Consider the following 22,508-nt stretch of genomic DNA (forward strand, 5'->3'; position numbering starts at 1 on the left):
AAGCCCGATGCAAAACGGAAAATCGAAAGGGAACAACCAACTGGACGTGGGTCTATCAGGCCTCGGCTCCGAACTCTACGTAACCAAGGGGACATTTTTGCTGCACAGTTGAGGGGACATATTGCCTAAGTATAAACAGGCGACCGCGAAAACCTACATCCGCTCCGGAACCTCGATGCCCAGCAAAAACAGGCCGAGACGAATCTGCCGCGCGGTCGCGTCGCAGAGCGCCAGGCGGGTGTCGCGCGTCACGCCTTCCGAGGATAGCACGGAACAGTCGCGGTAGAACGAATTGAACGCCTGCGCCAGGTTGAACAGGTGCTCGCCGAGCAGGTTCGGGTAGTACTCCACCGGCACGTCGTGCACGACATCGGCGAAACGCAGCAGTGTCAGCGCCAGGGCGCGTTCGGATTCGTGCTCGACGGCCACGGGGGCGTCGGTCGCCAGGCGCCAGTCGGGCGCGCCCAGTTTACGGAAGATCGAGCGAATCCGCGCGTAGACGTACTGCAGATAGGGCGCGGTGTTGCCGTCGAAGGCCAGCAGCTTGTCCCAGTCGAAGCGGTAATCGCTGTTGCGGTTTTGCGAAAGGTCGGCGTATTTCACCGCGCCGATGCCGACGATTTCGGCGACCTGCCGCTTTTCCTCCGCGGGCAGATCGACGCCCTTCTCGGCCATGATGGCCTGGGCGCGCTGCGCCGCCTCGGCCAGCAAATCCGCCAGGCGGATCGTGCCGCCCTCGCGCGTTTTGATCGGCCGGCCGTCGGCGCCCAGGATCGTGCCGAAGCCCACGTGCACCAGCCGCTGCGCATAGCCCATTTTGCGCGCCGCCGCGAACAACTGGACGAAGTGCAGGCTCTGCCGCTTGTCGACGACGTAGACGATCTCGTCGGCGCGATGCGCGTCGTGGCGGTAGCGGATGGTCGCCAGGTCGGTGGTCGCGTAATTGAACGCGCCATCCGATTTGCGGATCATGAACGGCTTGTCGGCCAGTTGCGGATCGTCGTCCGGCCCGAAGTAGACGAGCACCGCGCCCTCGTCCTCGCGGGCGATGCCGCGCGCCGTCAGATCCGCCACCAACGGCGCCAGGTCGTCATGATAGGCGCTTTCGCCACGCCACTCGTCGAAGGTCACCCCGAGCCGCGCGTAAATCTTGTCGACCTCGGCGCGCGAGGCCGCCGCGAAACGCCGCCACAAGGCGCGGTTGTCCGAATCGCCGGCCTGCAACTTGGCCAGTTCGGCGCGCGCCTGATCGGCCTGCGCCGCGTCGTTTTTCACGGCGTCGTTGGCCAGCTTGTAGACACGCTCCAGCTCGTCGGTCGGGTGCGCCTGCAGCGCGGCTTCGTCGCCCCACCGCCGGAAACCCCAGATCAACATGCCGAACTGCGTGCCCCAGTCGCCGACGTGGTTGTCGCCGATTACGCGATGGCCGAGAAAGCGCAGCAACCGCGCGATGGAGTCGCCGAGGATCGTGCTGCGCAGATGGCCAACGTGCAGCGGCTTGGCGACGTTGGGGCTGGAAAAATCGACGACGACCGTGCGCGGCGATTCGACCGGCTCGACGCCGAGCCGCTCGTCGCGGGCCAGTTCGGCCAGCCGGCGGTTTAGGAAGCCGGCGTCCAGCCGCAGATTGACGAACCCCGGCCCGGCGATTTCGGGTTCGCCGAACATGCCCTGAGCCTCGAGTTTCGCGTCGATCCGGGCCGCCGCGACGAGGGACTGGGCCAGTTCGCGCGGATTTTTCCCCAGTTTTTTCGCCGCCCCCATCACGCCGTTGATCTGATAGTCGCCGAACTTCGGATTCGCCGTTTCCTTGACGATCGCGGGAGAATCACCGCCGGTCAGCCGGGAAAGCAGGCCGGTGAATTCGTTTTCCAACCAATGTCGCAGTTGCATGTTCGCTCCGGAAAAACAAACAGGGGGGTCGATCCCCTAAAATGTAAACACCTCATAGCCGTGTTCCAGGTAATGCCCGATGCTCGGGTGGCCCTTCATCTCGCCACGTAATTCGATGCCTTGTTCGCGGGCACTGTCGGCGGCCCCCATTTTCGTCGCGCAGGCCAGGCAGGCGCAATCGATCAGGCCCGCGTCACGCGCTTGGAAATACAACGCGGCGAACGGTTGTTCCGGGTGTTCCTGAAATTCCTTGATCAGCTTGGTGGCCGATCCCTCGATGACGATCGTCACGGCGTAATCGCGCTCCTTCAGGTCAAAGGCATTGAGTAGTACGTGCACGAAACACATCGGTTCGCCGTTGAAGGCAAACAGCGCAGCCTTTTTCACCATCGGGTTCCTCCACAATCGAATTCGGGCCGGTGATCAGCCGGGCATCCGCCCATAGTCATCGGTCAGGCGCACGATGTCGTCCTCGCCGAGGTAATCGCCGCGTTGGATTTCGATGAACACCAGGGGGTCGTCGCCGGTGTTCTGCATCCGGTGCGCGGTGCCGAGGGGAATGTCGAGCGCGACGCCCGCGGCGACCGGAATCGCTTCCTCGCCCCGCGTCGCCAGGCCGACGCCGCTCACCACGAACCAATGTTCCTCGCGCCGGCGGTGGTACTGCAAACTGAGCCGTTGGCCCGGCAACACAATGATCCGCTTGACCTGATAGCCGTTCTCCAGCAGCAACACCTCGAAACTGCCCCACGGGCGATGATCGATGTAATTTCCCTCGGTCATGATTGCATCCGGTTTCGTGACAAGTCGGCAGTATAGAGTGCCGCCGCGGCCGTTTCCACCGGAAAAAGGATAAAAAAAGGGGCCGTGACGGGGTTTTGGGGGGGAAGGATCACGGCCCTAAATAAGGATGATGGTCAGGCGTATCCGTCACCGTTTGGGGATTTTACGGAAGTCCGCTTGGAACTTCGCGATCCCCAGGTCGGTGAGAGGATGGGTAAACATTTGTTTGAGCACCTTCAACGGCACGGTCGCGATATCCGCGCCGGCCAGCGCGGCATCCACCACGTGCAACGGATGGCGGATGCTGGCCACGATGATTTCGGTATCGTAGCCGTAGTTGTCGAAAATGATCTTGATCTTTTCGATCAGGTCCATGCCGACTTCGCTGACGTCGTCGAGCCGGCCGACGAACGGGCTGACGTAGGCCGCGCCCGCCTTGGCGGCGATCAACGCCTGGCTGGCCGAAAAGATCAGGGTGACGTTGCTGCGGATGCCTTCGTCGCACAAAACCCGGACCGCCTTGATGCCTTCCTCGGTCATCGGGATTTTAACCACGACGTTCGCGGCCAGTTTGGCAAGCTCACGGGCCTCGGCGATCATGCCCTTGGCGTCCTCGGCGATGACCTCAAGGCTGATCGGCCCGGAGACGAGCCGCGTGATCTCGGGCGCCACTTCCTCGAAACTCTTGCCGGTCTTCGCGATCAGCGACGGATTGGTGGTCACGCCGTCGACGAGACCCATCTCGACGCCTTGCTTGATCTCCTGGATGTCGGCGGTATCGAGGAAAAATTTCATCTTCGCGGCCCTTCGTCTAGTATTTGAAGCCGGTCGCCAGGAAGACGGCGGTTTCGGTGAAAATCGACAGTTCCAGGTTGAAGAACACGTTCTGGGTCACGAAGTAGTCGCAACCGATGAACGCGCCCCAATCCATGTCGCCCTCGATGTCGTTCGTGCTGCCGTCGAACTGCACCGCCATCCGGTCGTATTTGATGCCGCCGTACGGCGCTAGGCTGCGCATCACGTAGGAGGCGATCAGGCTGGCCTGAAATTCCATCAACCGCGCGGCCATGGTGCTGTCGCGCGTCTGCGTCTCAAGGTATTGCGCGTCCAGCGTGACGTTCAGCGGGCTTTTCCAGGTCAGCGGGAAAAGTTGCGGCCGCAAGCCGCCGCCGTAGGTCGTGCCCAGCGAGCCGGAATAATCGCCGTCGTCGAGTTGCAAATCGCCCACGCCGATCAGGCCGTAAATGTCGACGTAGCGGATCGGCGCGATGTCCGCCTTGACCAGAAAGCGGCTGGTGCTCATCTGGTCGCTGATGTCGTCGTTTTCGATGACGTGGATGTCATGCATCGAAAAACCGACGCCGGCGCCGACCGAAAACGACGGCCCGATGTTGTAACTGAGCCCGCCGACATTGGATGCCGGAGCCGGCCCCGCGTGGAGCAAAACCCCACAAACGATAAATACCGCGATTATGTATGCTTTTTTCAACATCTTGATACGCTGGATGATGATGACCACAACATATGGAATCATGGTCATTATCCTTATCGAGGCCGATCTGTCAAGGATTTTTCCTGAAATTTTTTCATTCACCACAACATATTGATTTTAATCGACAAACCGATTCCAGCGGTGGGGGAGTCAGCGGTCGAAAGGCCGAAGCGCGGGACAATGCGAAAATTTTCACCCGGCGAGCAGCACCAGAATGCCGAAAATCGTCAGATCGGCGAAAACGTGCGCCACCCAGGGGGCAAGCAGGCCACGGGAAACCAGGCGGATCGCGCCCAGCATCAGGCCGTAGATCGCCGCCAGAAAAACGCCGGACCAGCCGCGTGGAAAACCGTGGATATGCAACAGTCCGAACGCCGCCGCCTGGAGGCAAAGTCCGCCGATCCGGCCGAACGCGGCCGTCAGCGCTTGTTGAATCAAACCGCGAAAAATCACTTCTTCCGCCAACGCGTTGCCGCCGGCGAAGCAGACGCCGGCAAAAGCCAACCACCACGGCGACCAGGCGGGCACCTTGGCTTTCAGGTCCGCGAGGTCAGGCCGCACCGTAAAAAACCAGATCACCAGGGCCGCACTGGAAACCACCACGGTCAAAGCGATCCACCGCCATTCCCGTCTGCCCAGGCGGCCGAGCCGCGGCCATTCCAGCGAACGGCGCAATCGCGGCCAGATATCAACCAAAACCAGATACCCGGCAATGGCGATGAGCGGCGGCAGCGGCCAGGCGTCGCGTAGCGGCGGCAGTTCCAGACAAATCGCCGTGAGGGTCAGAAGCAGCCCGAGGTGCAGGCAAGATTCGACGTGCCAAAAAAACGCCAGACCGGTCAATGCCGTCAGGCCGATGATGATGGAGAAGTGATGTTCGTCATTGAAAAATGACAGGGAGAGATAGGCGGCCGTCAAGGAAAGCGCCAACAGCGCCCCCGGCCAGGACAAGCGCGGCGGCGCAACGATTTCGCCGGCCAAATCCCGCCACCGGAAGTCCGGCCTACTTTCCGCCAAGCTCATCCTCCGGCTTCACCTCGTGGTCCAGCGCGTCCTGCAAATCGTCGAATGGCACGCCCAACAGTTGGGCGATTTTCTTGCCGACCGCCGCCAGATAGGCGCCATCGATGCCCTCGTCCACGATATTGGATTTACCGGCGGCGGTGGCCAGCGCCAGCGTGATGTGGAAGTCGTTGCCGCTTTTGGCGACGATCCGGCTGAAGGTCACCCGGCGGATTTCGTCGAACGACAGCTCCCATTTGGTCGCCTTTTTTTCAATCTGGACGAGGCGGCGGGCCTTGCCGTCGATGGTCAGGCGGGAAACCGGCGCGCGGACGAGCAGCCACACGGCCAGAAACACTACGAAGAAAAGGCCCAGCAGCAATTGATAAGCGCGGTATTCGCCGGCGTCCGCTTCCGGGCGCAGAACCAATCCGACGAACAGGTTCCAGAACAAGGCCCAGACCGTCAGAAAGGCGAAAATCCGCCGCCAGTTCTTTTGGGCGCGCGGTTTGACCAGAATCAGGCGATCGGGGCGATCCGCGGCGATTCGCGACCGGCAGCGCTGCAGGTTCGGCTTGTCGACCGGCGAAATGAGCAGGCCGCAGACGAAACCCACGCTCAACCAGAGAAATTCCACCGCCAGGACCAGCCGCATGACCGTCGTTTTTTCGCCGATCAAACCCATCAGTACCGAGCCGGCCAGGCCCAACGCCACCAGTTCGATCCAGAAGGTGAAAAACCGGCCGTGGTGGAACAGATAGCGCGTCGCGTAGCCGACCAGCAGGCCGCAGACCACCTCCATCACCGAAATCCAGACGGCGAAGGAAATCACACTGTCGGCGGGCGAGGCGATCGCCAGCAAATGAACGGCGGATAAGTCGATCATGATGTTGCCCCGCGCTTCGGCGTTTCACCGGCTTTTTCCAACCATTGGCCGAGTAGGGTCCGGCGGCGCTGCGCCTCGTCGTTGCGCACCGCCCGTTCGAGCGCGCGCCGCGAGCCGCAGAGCACCACCAGCCGCTTGCCCCGCGTCACCGCCGTGTACAGCAGGTTGCGGGCCAGCAGCAGGTAATGTTGCGTATGGAGCGGCGCGACGACACACGGATACTCGCTGCCCTGCGATTTGTGCACGCTGACGGCATAGGCGGGCGTCAGGTCGTCCAACGCGGCGGTCGCGAGCGTCACCGGCCGGCCGTCGAATTCGACGACCAGTTGCCGTCCCTCGACGTCCAGCCGCGATACGCGCCCCAGATCGCCGTTGTAGATTTCGTTGTCGTAATCGTTGGCCATCTGCATCACCTTGTCGCCGAGCCGATACAGCCGCTCGCCGATCGTCAGCGCGGGGCCGCTCGGATTGAGGCGGTCGCGCAAGGCTTCGTTGAGCCGCGCGACGCCCGCCTCGCCCCGGTGCATCGGCGCCAGCACCATGATGTCCAGGAACGGGTCGAAGCCGTAGGTCTGCGGCAGCCTTCGCGCCGCCAGATCGACCACCAGTTCGCGCAACTTTTCCGGATCGTCCTCCTCGATGAAAAAGAAGTCGCTGTCCTTTCCGCCCGCCAGCTCGGGCAGCAGTCCGTCGCGGATGCGGTGCGCATTGGTGACGATGCGGCTGCCCAGGGCCTGCCGGTAGATGCGGGTCAGGCGGCGCGTTTCGACCCACGGGCAATCGATCAGATCGCCCAGGACGTTGCCGGGGCCGACGCTGGGCAGTTGATCGACGTCGCCGACCAGCACGAGGTGTGCGCCCCGGCCGACGGCGTCGGTTAGGGCCGCGGCGAGCTGAACGTCGAGCATGCTCGCCTCGTCGCAGACGACGAGGTCGGCCTCGAGCGGATTGTTGCCATGGCGCTCGAACCGGTTGAGCCGCGGATTGATTTCGAGCAGGCGATGCACCGTTTTGGCGATCCGGCCCGACGACTCGCCCAGGCGCTTGGCGGCGCGGCCGGTCGGCGCGGCCAGGGCCACCGTATGATCGAGCGCCTCGCCGATTTCGCAGATCGCCCGCACGATGGTCGTCTTGCCCGTGCCGGGGCCGCCGGTGATCACCGTCAACGGCCGCCGGAACGCGGCCAGCACCGCTTCCCGCTGCTCGGGCGACAGTTCGAGTCGCAGCCGTTTTTCCACCCAGGCGGCCGCTTCCCGTTCTTTGATGCGACGGAACCGGCTGGCGCCGCGTTCGATGTCGCGCAGGCGCCGCGCCAGGCGTTTTTCCGCCGCGGCCAGCGCCGGCGGCGAAAGCACGGGGTCGCCGTTCTGGGTTTCGCGCGTCAGCCGTCCGGCGGCGATGAGGCCCTCGACCTGCGGATCGATCCATTCCGGCGCCACGCCCAGCAGGCGCACCGCTCCCGCCACGGCGTCCGCGACCGACACCGCCGTGTTGCCGTCCGCGACCATTTCCTCGACCGCGTGCACCAACCCGCCGCGCAGCCGCGCCGGATCGTCGGGGGCGAAACCCAGTTGCCCGGCGATGCGGTCGGCGGTCAGAAAACCGATGCCGCGCACCCGGCCGGCGAGTTGGAACGGATCGCTTTTCATGATCGTCAGCGCCTCGGGGCCCAACTCCAGCAACAGGCGCGGCGCGAGTTGGCGGGATGCGCCGGCCTTTTGCAGGAGCAGCCCGATCTCGCGGCCGTCGCGCACCTTGCCCCAGGCCTCGACGACGGCGGCGGCTTTCTGCTTGCCGATGCCCGGCACTTCGCGCAGCCGCTTGGGCTGGCGATCGAGCACGTCGAAGGTCTTCAAGCCGAAATGCTTGACGATCGCCTCGGCCAGCGCGGGGCCGATGCCCTTGATCAATCCCGAGCCCAGGTAGCGGGCGATCGCCGCGGCGTCGTCGGGCCGGGTGGGTTCGTAGGAATCGACGCGGAATTGCCGGCCGTGGCGCGGATCGGTTTCCCAACGCCCTGCGGCGCGGATCGTTTCGCCCGGCGCCAATTGCGGAAAAACCCCGACCAACACGGCGTTGCCGCCGCCGGCCAGGGCGCAGTGGGCCACGGAATAGCCGGTTTCCTCGTTGCGATACACGAAGCGGCTGATCTGGCCCGCTAAATGTTGAGTTTCGTTCGTCATGGCTTGCGATTCGTTCTTTCCAAAGCCTAGTATATACGTTAATTTTATCTGGTGAGCCAACAAGGATGGTTGCATGACGACGACTCAGCTAAGTCAGGTCCTGAAACAGATCGAGCAATTGCCGACCTTGCCGTCCATCCTCAACCGGATCGTGGATATCACCTCGCAGGAAGACAGCAGCGCCGCCGACCTGCTCGAAGTGATCACCACCGATCAATCGCTGACCGCCAACGTTCTGCGTGTGGCCAACAGCCCGGTTTACGGCGTGCCGTACCGCATCGAATCGGCCCGCCAGGCCATCGTGCTGCTCGGCTTCGAGGAAGTGCGCAACATCGCCTTGTCGTCGTCGATCTTTAAAACCCTGACGCTCAAAGCCAATACCGGGCTCTTCGATCGCAACCTGTTTTGGCGGCACAGCCTGCTGGTCGCCACGCTGACGCGCGAACTCGGGCCGTGGTTCCCGAACCCGCGCTACAAGACAAGCCTGTTCACCGCCGGCCTGTTGCACGACGTGGGCAAGGTCGTGCTCGACCAATATTTCCCCGCCGAGTTCGCCGAAATCGTCGAAACCGTGCGCCAGGAACCCGACTCCCGGCCGTTGCAAATCGAGGAACGTTACCTCGGCGCCACCCACGCCTACGTGGGCAGCGTATTGCTCAAACGCTGGCAATTGCCGCCCTATCTGGTCGAGGCGGTGCAACACCACCATGCCCCCTGGGAGACCAAAACCGACCGGGAACTGGCGACGGTGCTCTACTACGCCAATCTGCTCGCCTGGTTGCTCGGCGTTCCCTCGTACATGGACGAACCGCTGACCGACCTGGATCAGTTCTTCGCGTCGCGCGATAAAAAGGCGCTGGAACAGGCCGGGCTTTTGATCGAGCGCAAGATGATCGAGAAAAAACTCGCCACCTATCAGGATCACCCGCAGAAGCTGGAACAGCTTTTCCAGCAAGCGGGAGAAATGTAGCGGCTCCGAAAGCGCTCGCCGAGCAGTAATTTAAGCAACCGCGCGGAATTTTCAGCGCACCGACGACGTTAAACGGACGGAATCGATCGTTCTGTCATCCCGGTTTTTATTTCCATTTCATTCGACCGCTTTTTCACGTCCGGCGATCGGTGTTGAAAATCATATGAAAGACCGATACTTACCGGATGTTTTGCCGCTCAGACTCCAACAAAAGGATATTTTCTTATTTAACGCTCCGTAAATTACTTATTATTGGTGTGATTTTTGCATGATATGTGCGTTGAATCCTGCAAATAGGAACCGACAATGCACAACAGCAACTACTATTTTCGTTTTGGCGGTTGGCTGATTCTGTTTTGTCTGTTGTCGGCGTCGCCCGCGTCGGCCGACCCTGATTGGCATGTCTCGCGCTTTTTCGCCGGAGCCGAAGTCGAACTGCCGCTCGGGCACGGCGCGGTCCACGACCCGGATACGGGCGAATATATTTTCCTCTTCGACCGCCCCGGGCTCTGGGCGGCGATTTGCGACGCCGAGGATGCCTGCGCGCTCGAGGAAATCGACGACGGCGTCGATTTGTACCAGGCCTATCTGTTCACCGACAATTCGGGCGTTTTCGGGGTCATCACCGAAGACTCGGACGCGCCGGTGGAAATCATTCGGCGAACCGGAGGCGGCTGGACCATCACGCCGCTGGACGAAACGGTGGATTGCTCGACCTTGTTGTCGGCGGCGCAACGGCCGAACCTCGAGCCGGCGCTGATGTGTCAGGACGCCAACGATGATTTCGTTTATCTTTACCAAGACGGCGACGCCTGGCGATCGGAGACCACCGACTGGCTCGATACGTGGCACATTCTCTCGCCCGATTCGTTGACCTTCACCCCCGACGGCGTGCCTCATGTCGCCGTCGCCGAACGGTCGCAACCGGGCGGCCAGACCGCTCATTATTGGCGCACCGCGGCAGGCAGTTGGAACCGGGAAACAATTCCCAGGCCGGACAGCGACTATTCCGAAGTCACCGTCATGATCACCGCCAACAGCGCCGGCGTTTTGTACACGGCGGCCAGCGATCACGACAGCGCCTATCTCATGCAGCGCGACGATAACGGATGGAATTGGTACGACTGGATCGTCACGCCGGAAGAATCCAGTAATGACTACGGGACCTACGTTCTCGATCTACAGCCCGGTAGCAGCGGCGAACCGGTCTGCGTTTACCAATATTATCCGAACGCCGATGAAAAAGATTACGACACCTACAATGGCGGTTCCGGCTGCCCCTCGATAACCGTCCCCTGGGCAATCGGTTTCATCACCTCGTCCAGCGTGGTGGTCGAGGACGGCTGCCACTCGCTGACCATGTCCGGCGACGCGACCGATTACAATCCGCCCTTGGTATATTCCAGTCCGTCCGAATCGTACGAACTCCTCCAATCCTTCTATCCGATAACTCTCGGAATAGCCGCCCGCGTCAGCGGCGACGAGATTCAAGCGATTTTAGCCATGCGCTACGCTCACCTGGGCAACGATGCCTATTTATTCACCGCCTATCGGCCGTTGGCGGATCATTGGGAAATCCTTCCGGAACTGGGAGGAACCTCCAGCTGGCCATATTCGCAAATGGGCATCGCGCTCAACGATGAAGGTTGGTTCTGGATCGAAGGTCAGACGAGTAAGGAGGCGCCGATGCTGTTCAATCGACTGAATTGGAACGGCGGCGTCATCGCGGAAACCTATCTCGTGGACAGCTATTCGGTGGTCTCGAGCGCGAATATCGCCGGCGTCGAGGATCTGGCCGTCACTTGGACGGACTATGATTTCACGAACAGCGAAGTGTACTTCGCCTGGCGCCGGCATGGCCAAGCGCTCGACACGCCGACCCTGATCGATACCGGTGCTTCCGAGGGGGCAGCCGCCATCTGCCCGGACGACAAGGCGCGGCTGGTGTATATTAAAAACAGCACGCTTCGTTACGCGGACGAAAATACCGGCTTCGTCAGCGAGGTGGTGGACGATACCAACGACCCCTATCATTACGCCGGCATTACCTGCGATACGGAAGGCCAGGTGCATCTGCTTTATTATACTTTGAATCCTTATGTCGTTTATTACGCGGAAAAAGAAGGTCCGTCGTGGGATATCCAAACGGTGGCGACTGGACATCAATTGTTGAAAGTGGCCGGTGACCAAAACGGTTTTCCATACTTCCTGACTTACAACGACACCGATAACGTCTTGGAATTGTATCACCTGGTGGACCAGAACTGGGAAACGACCACCTTGTCGACCGACGCCATGCCTTTTTATCCCAATTCCTACCAATACTCGCCGGCCCTTTGGGTTGAGGGCGAGGATCTCGTCGCCTGTTATCGCCTGCTCTCCAGTGACATCGAATGCCTCTCCACCAAGCCACTGGTCGCGCCGATCGGTGAAATCAGCGATGACGATGACGACGACGACGATGATGACGATGATAACGATAACGACGACAACGACGACAACGATGACAACGATGACAACGACGATAACGATGACAACGACACCGTCGATGACGATGACAATGACAACGACGATGATCTCTCGCCTACTCCATCATCCGGCGATGACAATGACGACGACGATGCTTGCGGTCGTTGAATAAAAATTCACCTCGGAATCGGGCCAGGGAAACGCCAGACCTGATGCGGTCCATTTGCCTTCAATTCTTTCTTTCCTTTTCCCTTGTTCTTCTCGCTTGCCATTCAATATTCCGCTTAATATAGTCCGACTGGGGAGAAAAAAGCTTGAATTCAACCGTAAAAACCTTCGAACAACACCCGGCGCAATCCTGCGGAGCGGATCGCCGATGAAAAATCGCCCGCGACGCGGTCTGGCCCGGCGGCTGCTAAAAGTCGCTTTTTTCGCCTTTTTATCTTTTATTCTCATCCTGTTCGGCGCCCTCCTGCTTTTCCCGCACGCCTGCGAAACGCGACTGCGCGAGCTGCTCTTCCGCCATTACATCATGCGCCCGGCCGTTCTCGCCGGTTGGGGTTCCCTCTTGACCCGCGCCGTGCCGATCGACGACGAACACCTGGCCGTCGGCCTGTCCACTTCCGTGCTCGCCCTGCGGAAAAGCGGTTCGACTTTCGAGGTTTGCGCGCAATTGAGCGATATCGGCATCGTTCATGACCTGGTGTTCGCCGACGGCGTTTTGTACGCGGCGGCGGGTATCGTCAACCTGGCCTGGTACGACTGGCGCGATCCCTGCGCCCCGAAAAAATTGGGCCAAACTCTATTTCGCGGCTACGGTTTCGGCATTCAAATCCGCGACGGCAAATTGTTTCTGGCCAATCGCGAGGGCGGCGTGGCGGCCTTTCGGTTGCGGTCCGACGGCACTCCCGTTTTGATCGGAGCCCGTTACGGCAACCTGAATCCGTTCGCAGACGAGGGCTCTGCCTGGATGACCAACGATGTCGCCACGTGGGGAACCGGCCTGGTCGCCGCCGACGGCAATCAGGGGCTGGTGACTTTTCGCCCGGACGGCGCGACGGGCCAGGACATCACGACCCGGTTCGCCGCCGAACTGACCGCGCCGAGCCGAACGCGGAACATCGATCCGCCGCCGCTGCGCCTCTTGGCCTATCAAGACCAGCTCTACGTCGCCATGCGCGAAAAAGGGGTCGCCGTATTCCATCGAAAAGCCGACGGCGGGGTGAGCCTGCTATCGTGGGCGCGGCCCGACGACGGCGAGGTGCTCGATTTGGAGATCGACGGTTCGCTGCTTTATATCCCGTCGTCGCATGGAAAAATCTATGTTTACGACCTGGCGGCCGATCCGATCGCGCTGACCGACCCGGTTCGCGTCTATTCCCTCGGCGAGGACAAGATCATTCTGGCGCTGGCGGTGCGGCCGCCGTACGTCTATGCCGTTTCCACCGGTGCGGGCCTCTTTCAATTCGCCTCGGATCGAACCGATCCGATCGCCTCCTGGCGGCCGCCCGACGAATTGCGCGGCGTGGCCCTCATCGACGACTACTACGTCGCGGCGCTGGGCAACGGCGGGCTGGCGGTCTATGCCGAAAGCGCGGACGGCTGGCGAAAGGTGTCCGCGATCACGCTGCCGTCGTTCGTCTTCGACGTCATGCCGCTGGGCGATCATCTCTTTGCCGCCGCCGGCGACCTCTCCGGCACCCACATTTTTTCATTGGGCGCGAACGGCGAGCTCCGGGAGCAGTTGGACATCCCCACCCCGGAACACGTCTTCGCCACCGCGTTTTCTCCGCCCGATCGCCTGGCGACCGCCAACGGCGTTTACGGCGTTTTGCTCTATCGCTTCGACCCGCGAGCCGACCCGCCGCGGTTTCAACCGCTACCGCAACCGACACCGGCGCCCGACCTTTACGGAATGGGGGTCAACGCCTGGCACGAGCAATTTATCGGCACCAATTTCAGCGGTCCGCTGCAACTGCTGCCGGTGGACGGCGCCGTATCGGCGCCAAGCGCGCCGACCCGCTGTCTGAAAGGCAACACCTCGCCGGACGGCCGGTTGTTTGCCCTGGCCTGCGGCGGCGACAAAATCCATCTGTATTCCGAACCGAAGACGGCGCCGCGCCTGATGATCCATTCGAGCGACGTCCTTTCACTACTGCCTGTGGATGATCTGCTCTTGGTCGGCGGTTTTCCGGATCGGCTGACGGTTTATCGCCGGACGGCCGAGGCGTTCAACCGGATCGCCGATTTTCGTTTGGCGGGTTTCCCGTATAAAATCACGGTCGACCATGACCGCTTTTTAATCGCGGCCGGAGCCGCCGGTCTTTACGAGTTGACCGAAAAAACCGGCCATTGGGAAACGCGGAAAATCTCCCTGCCCGGGTTCGCGGCGAGTGAAGGCAAGGCAATTCGATGAATACGGTGACCATCCACGAAATTTTCTTTTATTTCGCCTTTGCCTGGCCGCTGGCGGTGCTGTTTTCCTGGTTGCTCTTGCGGGCCGGAAGGCGTCCCGGCTTCTGGCCGATATTCGGCGCGATCCTGACGGGCCCGGCCGGCACCGTCTGGATTCTGGGCCGTTCCTTCCTCGACATCTGGAACAACCCGCCGGTCGAATTTTCGACCACGGCCCGCCGGATCGAACAGGATTCCACGCAACGCGTTTTGGCCTGGCTGTTATACGGCGGTCTGGTGGCCACCGCTTTGACCGGTCTGATCGTTTTTCTGCATCCCGGCTGGACCCGCTTCTATTTCGCGCTGATCAAAATTCATTCCTGGCTCGGCTACCTCATCTGGCCGGTGTTTTTCATTTACCTTTATCGGCACGTGCGCCACTACGCCTCGGTTTCCCTGGCCGTCCACTTTCTCTTGCTGGGCGGATTGCTGTCGGCGCTGATGCTGACGCTCAATTACGCGACTTTCGTCGAATGGTACCTCAACATTCCGATCTTCATCGCCTGCCTTTTCATCGGCCGGCGGATCGGCGACGGTCTCGGCGCGGAAGGCGATTCGCCGATGTATCGGGCCGGTATCGCGTTGACCGTCATCGTCACGCTGACTTTCGCTTCCGGCGCTTACCTCGCCGAGCCGTTCAATTCCTGGCTGAACAACAACATGGGCCTGTATGTGCTTTATATCCACGGCGAAATACCGATGCTGCTGCTGCCTCTGCTCGTCGGCCTGACGGCACGGCACGTCTGGCCGCAGTGGCGGATCGAACGGCCGGCGGCGGTGCGGCGGGCCATGCTGGCAATCGTCCTGCTGACGTTGTTCGGTCTGGCCGGGTTTTCGGTCTACGAAAACTGGAAATGGTTCGGTTACGACGCCGGGCAGCATTTCTGGCCGCCGTACTCGATCAACCGGCTGACCGAAAAAGCGCGCCGGAACAGCACCACCTATGTCACTTACAACGGCCCGCCGCCGGCGTCGGCGAAAGGGGCATTCCCCCGCGGCACGGAACGGCCCTTCGACGACTTCACCGTCTGCGGGCAGCCGGCTTGCCATCCGGACATCGTCGAGGATTGGCGCGGTTCGCCGCACCATTTCGCCGCGTCCAACGATTTTTTCGTCAAGGTCATCGAGCGCATGGCGGCGGAACTCGGCTCGGACGAATTGAATTACTTCTGCCTGAACTGCCATGCCCCGTCGCTGGTTTTGCACCCCGACCGGGAAAAAGGCATCACCATCGAGCAGTTGAAAAAAAGCGAGGGCGTCACCTGCAAATCCTGCCACCTGATGACCTACGGGGTCCGGACCGAGCGCCCCTGGGACGGCCTCTACGAAGTCCGCCCCGAATCGTATTATCCGGTTACCCTCGACGACCCGGATTACCTGAAGAAATGGGGCAGTTACATTCGCTGGGATTTGCGCCTGCACTTCCGCAACTACAGCATTCCCCACCTGTCTGTTTCGAGTGAAATCTGCTCGGGCTGCCACGTTTCGGCCATGCCGTCCTTCCTGACCGGCTTGCCGCACGACATGAAAGTGACCGATCTGCATACTTCGATGAAAAAATCCGAGTACGCCAAAAAGGGCGAAACCTGCGTCACATGTCACATGCCGTACCGGCGGATCGACGTGCGGAATTTCGACTACCCGGACCACCGGATTCCCGGGCTCAATGTCGGCCTGTCCCTGACGGTTTCCGGCGACAAGGAGACCATGAAGGCCGTCCATAAAATGGAAGACTTCACGCGACAACTGACGACCGGTCGCTATCCCTGGCCGGACGCGATGCCTTTCCTCGAACTGACGCTGGAAACACCGGCGCAAATTTCGCCCGGCGAGGCGCTGCGCTTTCTCGTGAAAACGAAAAACAGCCGCGTGGGCCATTATTTCCATGCTGGTCCGTCCTCGCTCAACGAGGTGTGGCTGGAAGCGATCATCACCGACCAGACCGGCCGGATCGTGTTTCACAGCGGCTCGCTGGACGAGGAGAACCGCCAGCTCGATCCCAACGCACACCGGTTGGGCGCGAAGGTGCTGGACCGCGACGGCAACGTCATCCGCGATTGCAGCATCTGGCGGGTCGGCGGTGTTCAGGGCGCGCGGCGGATCGATCCGCTCAAGACGGTGGAAGACGTCTATCAAGCCCCCATTCCCGTCGACGCCCGTGGTCCGCTGACGATCGTCGTCCGCTGGAACCATCGCCGGGCCAGCCAGGCGTTCGTCGATTGGGTCTACGGCGGGAAGGGACCGGCGTTCCCGATCGTTGAACTGATCACGGCCAGTAAAACCGTCGCGGTGGCCCCTTAGCAGTCTGTTGAAAAAGGCCGTCCTGGCCTTTTTCAACCGCGCTCAACAAAAAGCGTGGTTTTTCTTTCGCTTCATTTTCGGCAACTTCGGAAGTTACCGAAAATGGCGATCCATCCCTGGATCGCACGCCGGGTGTTTTTCAACACCCGGCTAGCCAGAACCGCCCGCGGGTAGGCGACCACCGGACTGAGAAACCGTCATCGCTTGACTTTTCCTCACATTATCGAATAGATTCGCCGCCTTGAAACAACCGTTCGGGACGGGCACCGGAACATGGTGCGCAAAGGAGGAACCCTTGGCTTTCGAATTTCCCAAACAATACAATCCGCTGGAAACCGAAGCGCGCTTGCGCCAAATGTGGGAAGAACAGGGCATTCACCGGTTCGACCCGAAAAGCGACAAACCGATTTTTTCGGTCGACACCCCGCCGCCTTACGTCAGTTCGGCGCACCTGCACGTCGGCCATGCGATGAGCTACAGCCAGGCCGAGTTCATCGTCCGGTTCAAGCGGATGAACGGCTTCAACGTCTTCTATCCGATGGGCTTCGACGACAACGGCCTGCCGACCGAGCGGTACGTCGAGACCAAATACAAGATCAACAAAGGCAAAATCACCCGGCCCGAGTTCGTCGAACTCTGCCTGAAGGAAACCAAGCTCGGCGCCGAAACCTACCGGCAACTGTGGGAAGCGCTGGCGATCAGCGTCGACTGGTCGCTCACCTACTCGACCATCGACCCGCGCAGCCGGCGCACCAGCCAGACGAGTTTTCTGGACCTTTACGAAAAAGGGCTGATCGAGCGGCGCAATGAGCCGATCCAGTATTGCTTTTCCTGCCAGACCAGCCTCGCCCAGGCCGACGTCGAAATCGAGGAAAAATCCAGCGCCCTGAACGACATCGTGTTTCTCGGCGAAAACGGCGAACGGCTGATCATCGCCACCACCCGGCCCGAGCTGCTGCCGGCTTGCGTCGCTTTGTACGTGAATCCGGAAGACGAACGCCACCAGGCGCTGATCGGCAAGACGGCGCGCGTGCCGCTGTTCAACTATTCCGTGCCGATCAAGACCAGCCCAGCCGTCGACATGAGCTACGGTACCGGCCTGATGATGGTCTGCACCTGGGGCGACAACGAGGACGTCATCAAGTGGAAACAGGACAACCTCGACACCCGCCTGCTCTTCGACGCGCACGGTCGCCTCAACGAGCTGGGCGGCGAATTCGCCGGAATGGCCATGGAGCCGGCGCGCAAGGCGATCATCGAAAAACTCAAGGCCGAGGGCCTGCTGCTCGGCAGCCAGCCGCTGGCGCACAACGTCGGCGTCCACGAACGCTGCGGCCACACCGTCGAGTTCTACCACAGCCCGCAATGGTTCATTAAAGTCCTGGGCCACCAGGACGAATACCTGCAACGCGGCGGCGAAGTGGGCTGGTACCCGCCGTTCATGAAGATCCGGCTGGACGACTGGATCAACGGCCTGAAGTGGGATTGGTGCATCAGCCGGCAGCGCTACTACGGCGTGCCGTTTCCGCTCTGGTACTGCCGCGAATGCCACGAACCGCTGATCGCGCCGCGTGAACTGCTGCCCGTCGATCCGACGCAGACCCCGCCCCCGGCCGGGACGAAATGCGCCCGCTGCGGCGGCGAAACCTTCGACGGCGAGCCCGACGTGATGGACACCTGGATGACCTCGTCGTTGACGCCGCTGATCAATTCGCGCTGGGCGTTCGCCGATCCGCTGCACCAGCGGATCTACCCGATGGACATCCGCGTCCAGGCGTTCGAGATCATCCGCACCTGGCTCTTCTACACCGTGGTGAAAAGCCATCACCACACCGGCACCCTGCCCTGGAAACACGTGATGATCAGCGGCTGGGGCCTCGACGAAAAGGGCAAGAAGATGTCGAAGCGGGCCGGCAATTTCGTCGACCCGATGGACGTCATCAAGAAGTACAGCGCCGACGCCCTGCGCTACTGGTCGGCCGGCGCCAACCTCGGTAGCGACCTGCGCTACACCGAGCGCGACGTGGCCGACGGCAAGCGCCTGATGAACAAGCTGTGGAACGCGATCCGCTTCATCTCGATGTACCTGCAGGACGCCGACGGCAACCGCCTCGATGTGAAGCCCGGCGCGCCGACCCCCGTGGATCGCTGGATCCTGTCGCGCTTCCACCAGGTGGTTCGGCAGACGACCCGCTACCTGGAGGAATACGAATACAGTCTGGCGCTCAAGACCGCCGAGCGGTTCTTCTTCGCCGAGTTCTGCGACAACTACCTGGAGATCATCAAGGAACGGTTCTGGAGCCCGGACCGCTTCGCGCCCGAGCAGGTGGAAGCCGCGCGGCATACGCTGCGGACGATCGGGCTGGGGGTGCTCAAACTCTTCGCGCCGTTCATCCCCTACATCACCGAGGAACTTTACCAGATCGTCTTCCGCGCCGACGAAGGCGCGCCGTCGCTGCACATTTCCGCCTGGCCGCAAGCCGACGAAGGCGCTATCGACGAAGCCGCCGACGAGCTGGGCCGGACGCTGGTCGCCATCCTCACCGGCGCGCGCCGCTGGAAAACGACCCAGGCCGTCCATCAGGGCCACCCGTTGCGCTCGATCCAGGTGACCTGTTCGGATCGCCAGCGCGAATTCCTGACGCCGGTGCTCGAGGATCTGCGCGCGGCGGCCCGCGCCGACGCGATCGGTTTCGCGCCGGCCGGCGAGGTGCCGACCGAGATGGAAGGCATCACCCTGGCGCTCGTGCTGGGTGAAAAAAAGCCGAAAGAAGCGAATTGACCGAAAAATGCGCTCAAGAAAACCGCGCAACTATCCGATTTCACTTCTTAACAGTCAATTGACTGCCTTTGAGCCGAAAAATGGGATACTCACTCCCCGCCGGGCACGGAAAGCCCGCCATCGGTTTCGCTTGCGACGGCAAACTGGATGATGCGACAATGAGCCGGGGAGAGAAAGGCTGTTTGCTTGGCCGAATTCAAGGTCCACCCGAAGTCCGGCCCGTGCCCGGTCTGCGGCGAACATTCGTTGCTCGGCTGCACGGTCGATCTGCCGGCCGATAAAATCGAGTACAACAGCTACTTCCTGCCGATCGCCCGCGGCGTCGAGTTCGATCCGGCGCCGCCCAGCAATCAGTTGATCTACTTCGACAACTATTTTTGCCCCGACGATCTGTTCACCTACAGCGGGCGCATCAACATCACCGAAACGTCCAAAGGGCCGAAGTACAATCTCGATCCCAACGTCTTTTACAAGATGTACGTCTACTTCAATCCGGATCGCGAAACGGCCATCGGGCGGCGGCTGGCCTTTTTCCTCGCCTCGTTGCGTTACGCCGGCTTCGATATCGAAAATATGCTGCCCCCGGCCGATCAGCCCGGCATCCGCCGCGAGGCGCTGGGCAAACTGCTCGCCCACCAGCTCGAAATGTGCTCCAAAACGAACTACGCCGAGGGCGAAGAGCCGCTCGATCCGCTGAAGGTCACCAAAATTTTCCGCACCATTAAAAAAGATTTCCAATGGAACCCGCTGTCGGCGGCAGGGCCGTTTTTCTACCAATCCTACGGCGTACTGGGCGCGGTGCTGGAACTGCAACTGGCCGATCTGCTCTACCTGCATCGCCGGACGCAGATGCGCGGCGCGACCCCGATCCCCTTCGACGAATTATACGAGGCGCTGTACCGTTACCGCCGTTTCTCGCAAGCCGAAAAATCGCTCGACGAGGACCTGGCCGGCAACATCCTCTTTCAATGCCTCAAGATGTCGGAAGTGTTCCGCGATACGCGCCGCATCCGTTGCCTGCTGGCCGCGCATTCGATCTGCGAATACCTGGTCAAGATCAAGTCGCGGGTCGGCGGCGACATCAACCGCAACCTCGACATCCTGGCGGCCAACCCCGACGTCATGTTTTATCTTTACGTCCGGCTGAGCCGCGACCTGGGGGTGGAAGGAGCCAACGAACAGGCCGTGTTGCGCCTGCTGGAACGGCGGCTGGGAATGATCGCCGATTACTCCATCCCGCACGCCTCGCAGGAATCGGCGCGCACCATGCGGATCGGCGGCTATCTGAAAAAATTTCTCGTCGAATTGCAGCCGGCGACATCCGCCGACACCAAATAAAAACGCGGCCCGCCGGCGGGCCGCGTTGCCTCGTCGATTGGTTAATTCGCTTACCAGAAAGCCACACCGCCCGGATTCGGCAAACTGACGTGGAACACCTCGGCGAACGGGTCTTCGCCCGCCAGCACGCGCACGACGCCGTTGCCTTGATCGCAGACGTAGACGCCGCCGTCGTCCGGATGCACGCCCAGGCCCTGAATCCAGAACGCGTCGGGAATCGGCAGCGGGTCGTCCGCTCCGTGCAACACCGTGTTGTCGGCGGTGTCGAAGACGTACACGCTGCCGGCCATCATCTCGCCGACGAAGGCCAGGCCGTTGCCGCCGATGCCGATCGTTCCCGGCGCCGTGCCCAGGTCGAAGGAATCCACGACCGTCAGCCCGCCGGATCCGATCTCGACGATCTGCCCGAACTGGTCGAAATAGTTGCCCGTGCAGACCACGTACAAGGTCACGCCGTCGAGCGCCGGCGCAAACCGGCTCGGGTTCACCTGCGGCAGGTCGAGCCGCGCCTGGATCTGCCCGGCTTCCGGATCGAAAACGATCACCTTGCCCGGATCGTAGGAGAAATCGTCGAGGTGGAAACCGGTGCAGGCGATGTACAGCAGGCCGCCCAGTTCCACGATGTCGCTCGGCGCGCAAGCGGCGTCCAGGTCGTAGTACGTCGGTTCGCCCAGGTCCTCGTCCGAATCGGTCAGTTCGACGGCGGCCAGGCGGTTGTCCAGATTGCCGGTCGTGTAGATCCAGTGCTTGAAATCCACCTTGACGGCGGCCGACGCCCAGGGGCTGTCCATTTCCAGCGTCCGGGACCGCACGCTTTTGTCGAACAGATCCACCACGACCACCTTTTCCAAACCCGTGGTCCCGACGCCCGCGTCGCCGGAATCGGTGAGCAGCAGATAGCCCTCGTAGAACTTGATGTCCTGAATCACCGCGCCGACCGAACCCTTGCCGGCGAGCAGATCCGCGACGCCGGTCTGGTTGCCACGGTCGACGGCGGTGACGACGCCGGCCAGGTTGTCGAACGAATAGGCGTCGGGGCCGACCAGCACGTAGGCGCTGTCGTGGTGATCGGTCAGCGTGGCGATCACCTCGGTCTGGCCGTTGGCCACGCCGGTGACGAGCCCCGTAGCGTTCACGGTGGCAATCGCCTCGTCGCCGATCGTCCAGGTGAAGCCGTCGGTGACGTCGACGCCGCCGATGATGCCGCTGGCGGTGTACTGGAAGCTCGTGCCGGCGGGGATCATCTCCGCGTTCGGCTCGACCCGGATTTCGTCCGCGTCGCCGGTGTCGTTGTCATCATTGTCGTCGTCGCCGCTGTCGTCGTCGCCCGGTGAAGCGTCGTCGTCATCGGGCGATCCGTCGTCGTCGCCGTTGCCGGAATCGTTGTCGTCGTCGTCGTCGCCGCAGCCGGCCGTCGAACACGACAGCGCCAGCAAGGCCAGCAACGCGACCAGACAAGCCCAGCGATCCACAAAACTCCTCATCGCATACCTCCAGAAAAAAATTGTGGAACGTTGAGCCGACCGGTTCGCAGGTTGGGCAGGATGGGAAACGGCCGGAAATGCCGCTCCCGACCTGGCTCTCACCCACGAAGAGCCGGAAGGCCACCAGGGCGATGCGCCAGGTTTCCTGACTCGGGACTCGTGGCGTTTTTCGCCGCCTTCCCAGGCCGTTGCCAAGTGGCGTCGTGGCGAAAAACTCGTCCCTTACAGTGGCGGGGCCGTGCCGGCTTCGCACCGGCTTCCCTCCGCGCATCGCGTCTCGAATGGGTTTTCTTTACCATGAAAAAAGGGAGGCAACAAGCAGAACCGGCGGGCCTGTATTAGCTTAGCGACTTTGTCCCCTGTAACTGCTTAGCGATTATGTCCCCCATGAAGAAGGACATGATTTCGATGACTCCCAAGGAGTTACAGCGGATGAGGTTGCTGGTCTGCGTCCTGGAGGGGCAGCTGCCC

The 22,508-nt window shown here is 61.5% G+C and carries 15 protein-coding genes and 1 riboswitch; of the genes, 6 read left to right on the forward strand and 9 right to left on the reverse strand.

The window, feature by feature from the left end; all coding sequences use genetic code 11:
• Positions 1-153 precede the first annotated feature (153 nt).
• From argS to GX444_12430, 8 genes are all read right to left on the reverse strand, one after another.
• The gene (gene argS / locus GX444_12395) at positions 154-1,893 is read right to left on the reverse strand and encodes an arginine--tRNA ligase (protein ID NLH49381.1); all 1,740 of its coding nucleotides are present in this window, start codon (positions 1,891-1,893) and stop codon (positions 154-156) included.
• A gap of 36 nt (positions 1,894-1,929) precedes the next feature.
• Positions 1,930-2,283: a cytoplasmic protein gene (locus GX444_12400; protein ID NLH49382.1), complete on the reverse strand. Its 354-nt coding sequence runs from the start codon at positions 2,281-2,283 to the stop codon at positions 1,930-1,932.
• Between the two features lie 33 nt (positions 2,284-2,316).
• On the reverse strand, positions 2,317-2,676 hold the full coding sequence (locus GX444_12405) for a cupin domain-containing protein (GenBank protein NLH49383.1): 360 nt from the start codon (positions 2,674-2,676) through the stop codon (positions 2,317-2,319).
• A gap of 147 nt (positions 2,677-2,823) precedes the next feature.
• On the reverse strand, positions 2,824-3,471 hold the full coding sequence (gene fsa, locus GX444_12410; protein NLH49384.1) for a fructose-6-phosphate aldolase: 648 nt from the start codon (positions 3,469-3,471) through the stop codon (positions 2,824-2,826).
• Between the two features lie 16 nt (positions 3,472-3,487).
• Positions 3,488-4,210, reverse strand: a complete 723-nt coding sequence (locus GX444_12415; GenBank protein ID NLH49385.1) for a porin family protein — start codon at positions 4,208-4,210, stop codon at positions 3,488-3,490.
• 150 nt (positions 4,211-4,360) lie between these two features.
• Positions 4,361-5,185 (reverse strand): CPBP family intramembrane metalloprotease, encoded by an 825-nt coding sequence (locus tag GX444_12420; GenBank protein NLH49386.1) that lies wholly within the window; start codon positions 5,183-5,185, stop codon positions 4,361-4,363.
• Complete coding sequence (locus GX444_12425) at positions 5,172-6,056, reverse strand: hypothetical protein (GenBank protein ID NLH49387.1); 885 nt, start codon at positions 6,054-6,056, stop codon at positions 5,172-5,174. The genes GX444_12420 and GX444_12425 overlap by 14 nt, the downstream gene beginning before the upstream one ends.
• Positions 6,053-8,239, reverse strand: a complete 2,187-nt coding sequence (locus GX444_12430) for an ATP-dependent RecD-like DNA helicase (protein ID NLH49388.1) — start codon at positions 8,237-8,239, stop codon at positions 6,053-6,055. The genes GX444_12425 and GX444_12430 overlap by 4 nt, the downstream gene beginning before the upstream one ends.
• 73 nt (positions 8,240-8,312) lie before the next feature.
• On the opposite strand from GX444_12430, the gene GX444_12435 reads away from it, so the two are divergent.
• From GX444_12435 to GX444_12460, 6 genes are all read left to right on the forward strand, one after another.
• A complete protein-coding gene (locus GX444_12435) occupies positions 8,313-9,209 on the forward strand; it encodes an HDOD domain-containing protein (GenBank protein ID NLH49389.1) in 897 nt (298 codons plus the stop codon).
• A 306-nt stretch (positions 9,210-9,515) separates the two neighbouring features.
• Entirely contained in the window at positions 9,516-11,846 is a 2,331-nt protein-coding gene (locus tag GX444_12440) for a hypothetical protein (GenBank protein NLH49390.1), read from the forward strand.
• A gap of 208 nt (positions 11,847-12,054) precedes the next feature.
• Positions 12,055-14,094, forward strand: a complete 2,040-nt coding sequence (locus GX444_12445; protein ID NLH49391.1) for a lactonase family protein — start codon at positions 12,055-12,057, stop codon at positions 14,092-14,094.
• The gene (locus GX444_12450; GenBank protein ID NLH49392.1) at positions 14,091-16,433 is read left to right on the forward strand and encodes a hypothetical protein; all 2,343 of its coding nucleotides are present in this window, start codon (positions 14,091-14,093) and stop codon (positions 16,431-16,433) included. The genes GX444_12445 and GX444_12450 overlap by 4 nt, the downstream gene beginning before the upstream one ends.
• A gap of 295 nt (positions 16,434-16,728) precedes the next feature.
• Complete coding sequence (locus tag GX444_12455; GenBank protein NLH49393.1) at positions 16,729-19,215, forward strand: valine--tRNA ligase; 2,487 nt, start codon at positions 16,729-16,731, stop codon at positions 19,213-19,215.
• A 186-nt stretch (positions 19,216-19,401) separates the two neighbouring features.
• On the forward strand, positions 19,402-20,553 hold the full coding sequence (locus GX444_12460; GenBank protein ID NLH49394.1) for a hypothetical protein: 1,152 nt from the start codon (positions 19,402-19,404) through the stop codon (positions 20,551-20,553).
• Positions 20,554-20,603: 50 nt separating this feature from the next.
• Here GX444_12460 and GX444_12465 read toward each other — a convergent pair whose 3' ends face one another.
• Positions 20,604-22,037, reverse strand: a complete 1,434-nt coding sequence (locus tag GX444_12465; protein ID NLH49395.1) for a hypothetical protein — start codon at positions 22,035-22,037, stop codon at positions 20,604-20,606.
• Positions 22,038-22,175: 138 nt separating this feature from the next.
• Positions 22,176-22,300, reverse strand: a riboswitch (cobalamin riboswitch).
• Positions 22,301-22,508 lie beyond the last annotated feature (208 nt).

The sequence above is a fragment of the Myxococcales bacterium genome, assembly GCA_012517325.1.
Taxonomy (GTDB): domain Bacteria; phylum Lernaellota; class Lernaellaia; order Lernaellales; family Lernaellaceae; genus JAAYVF01.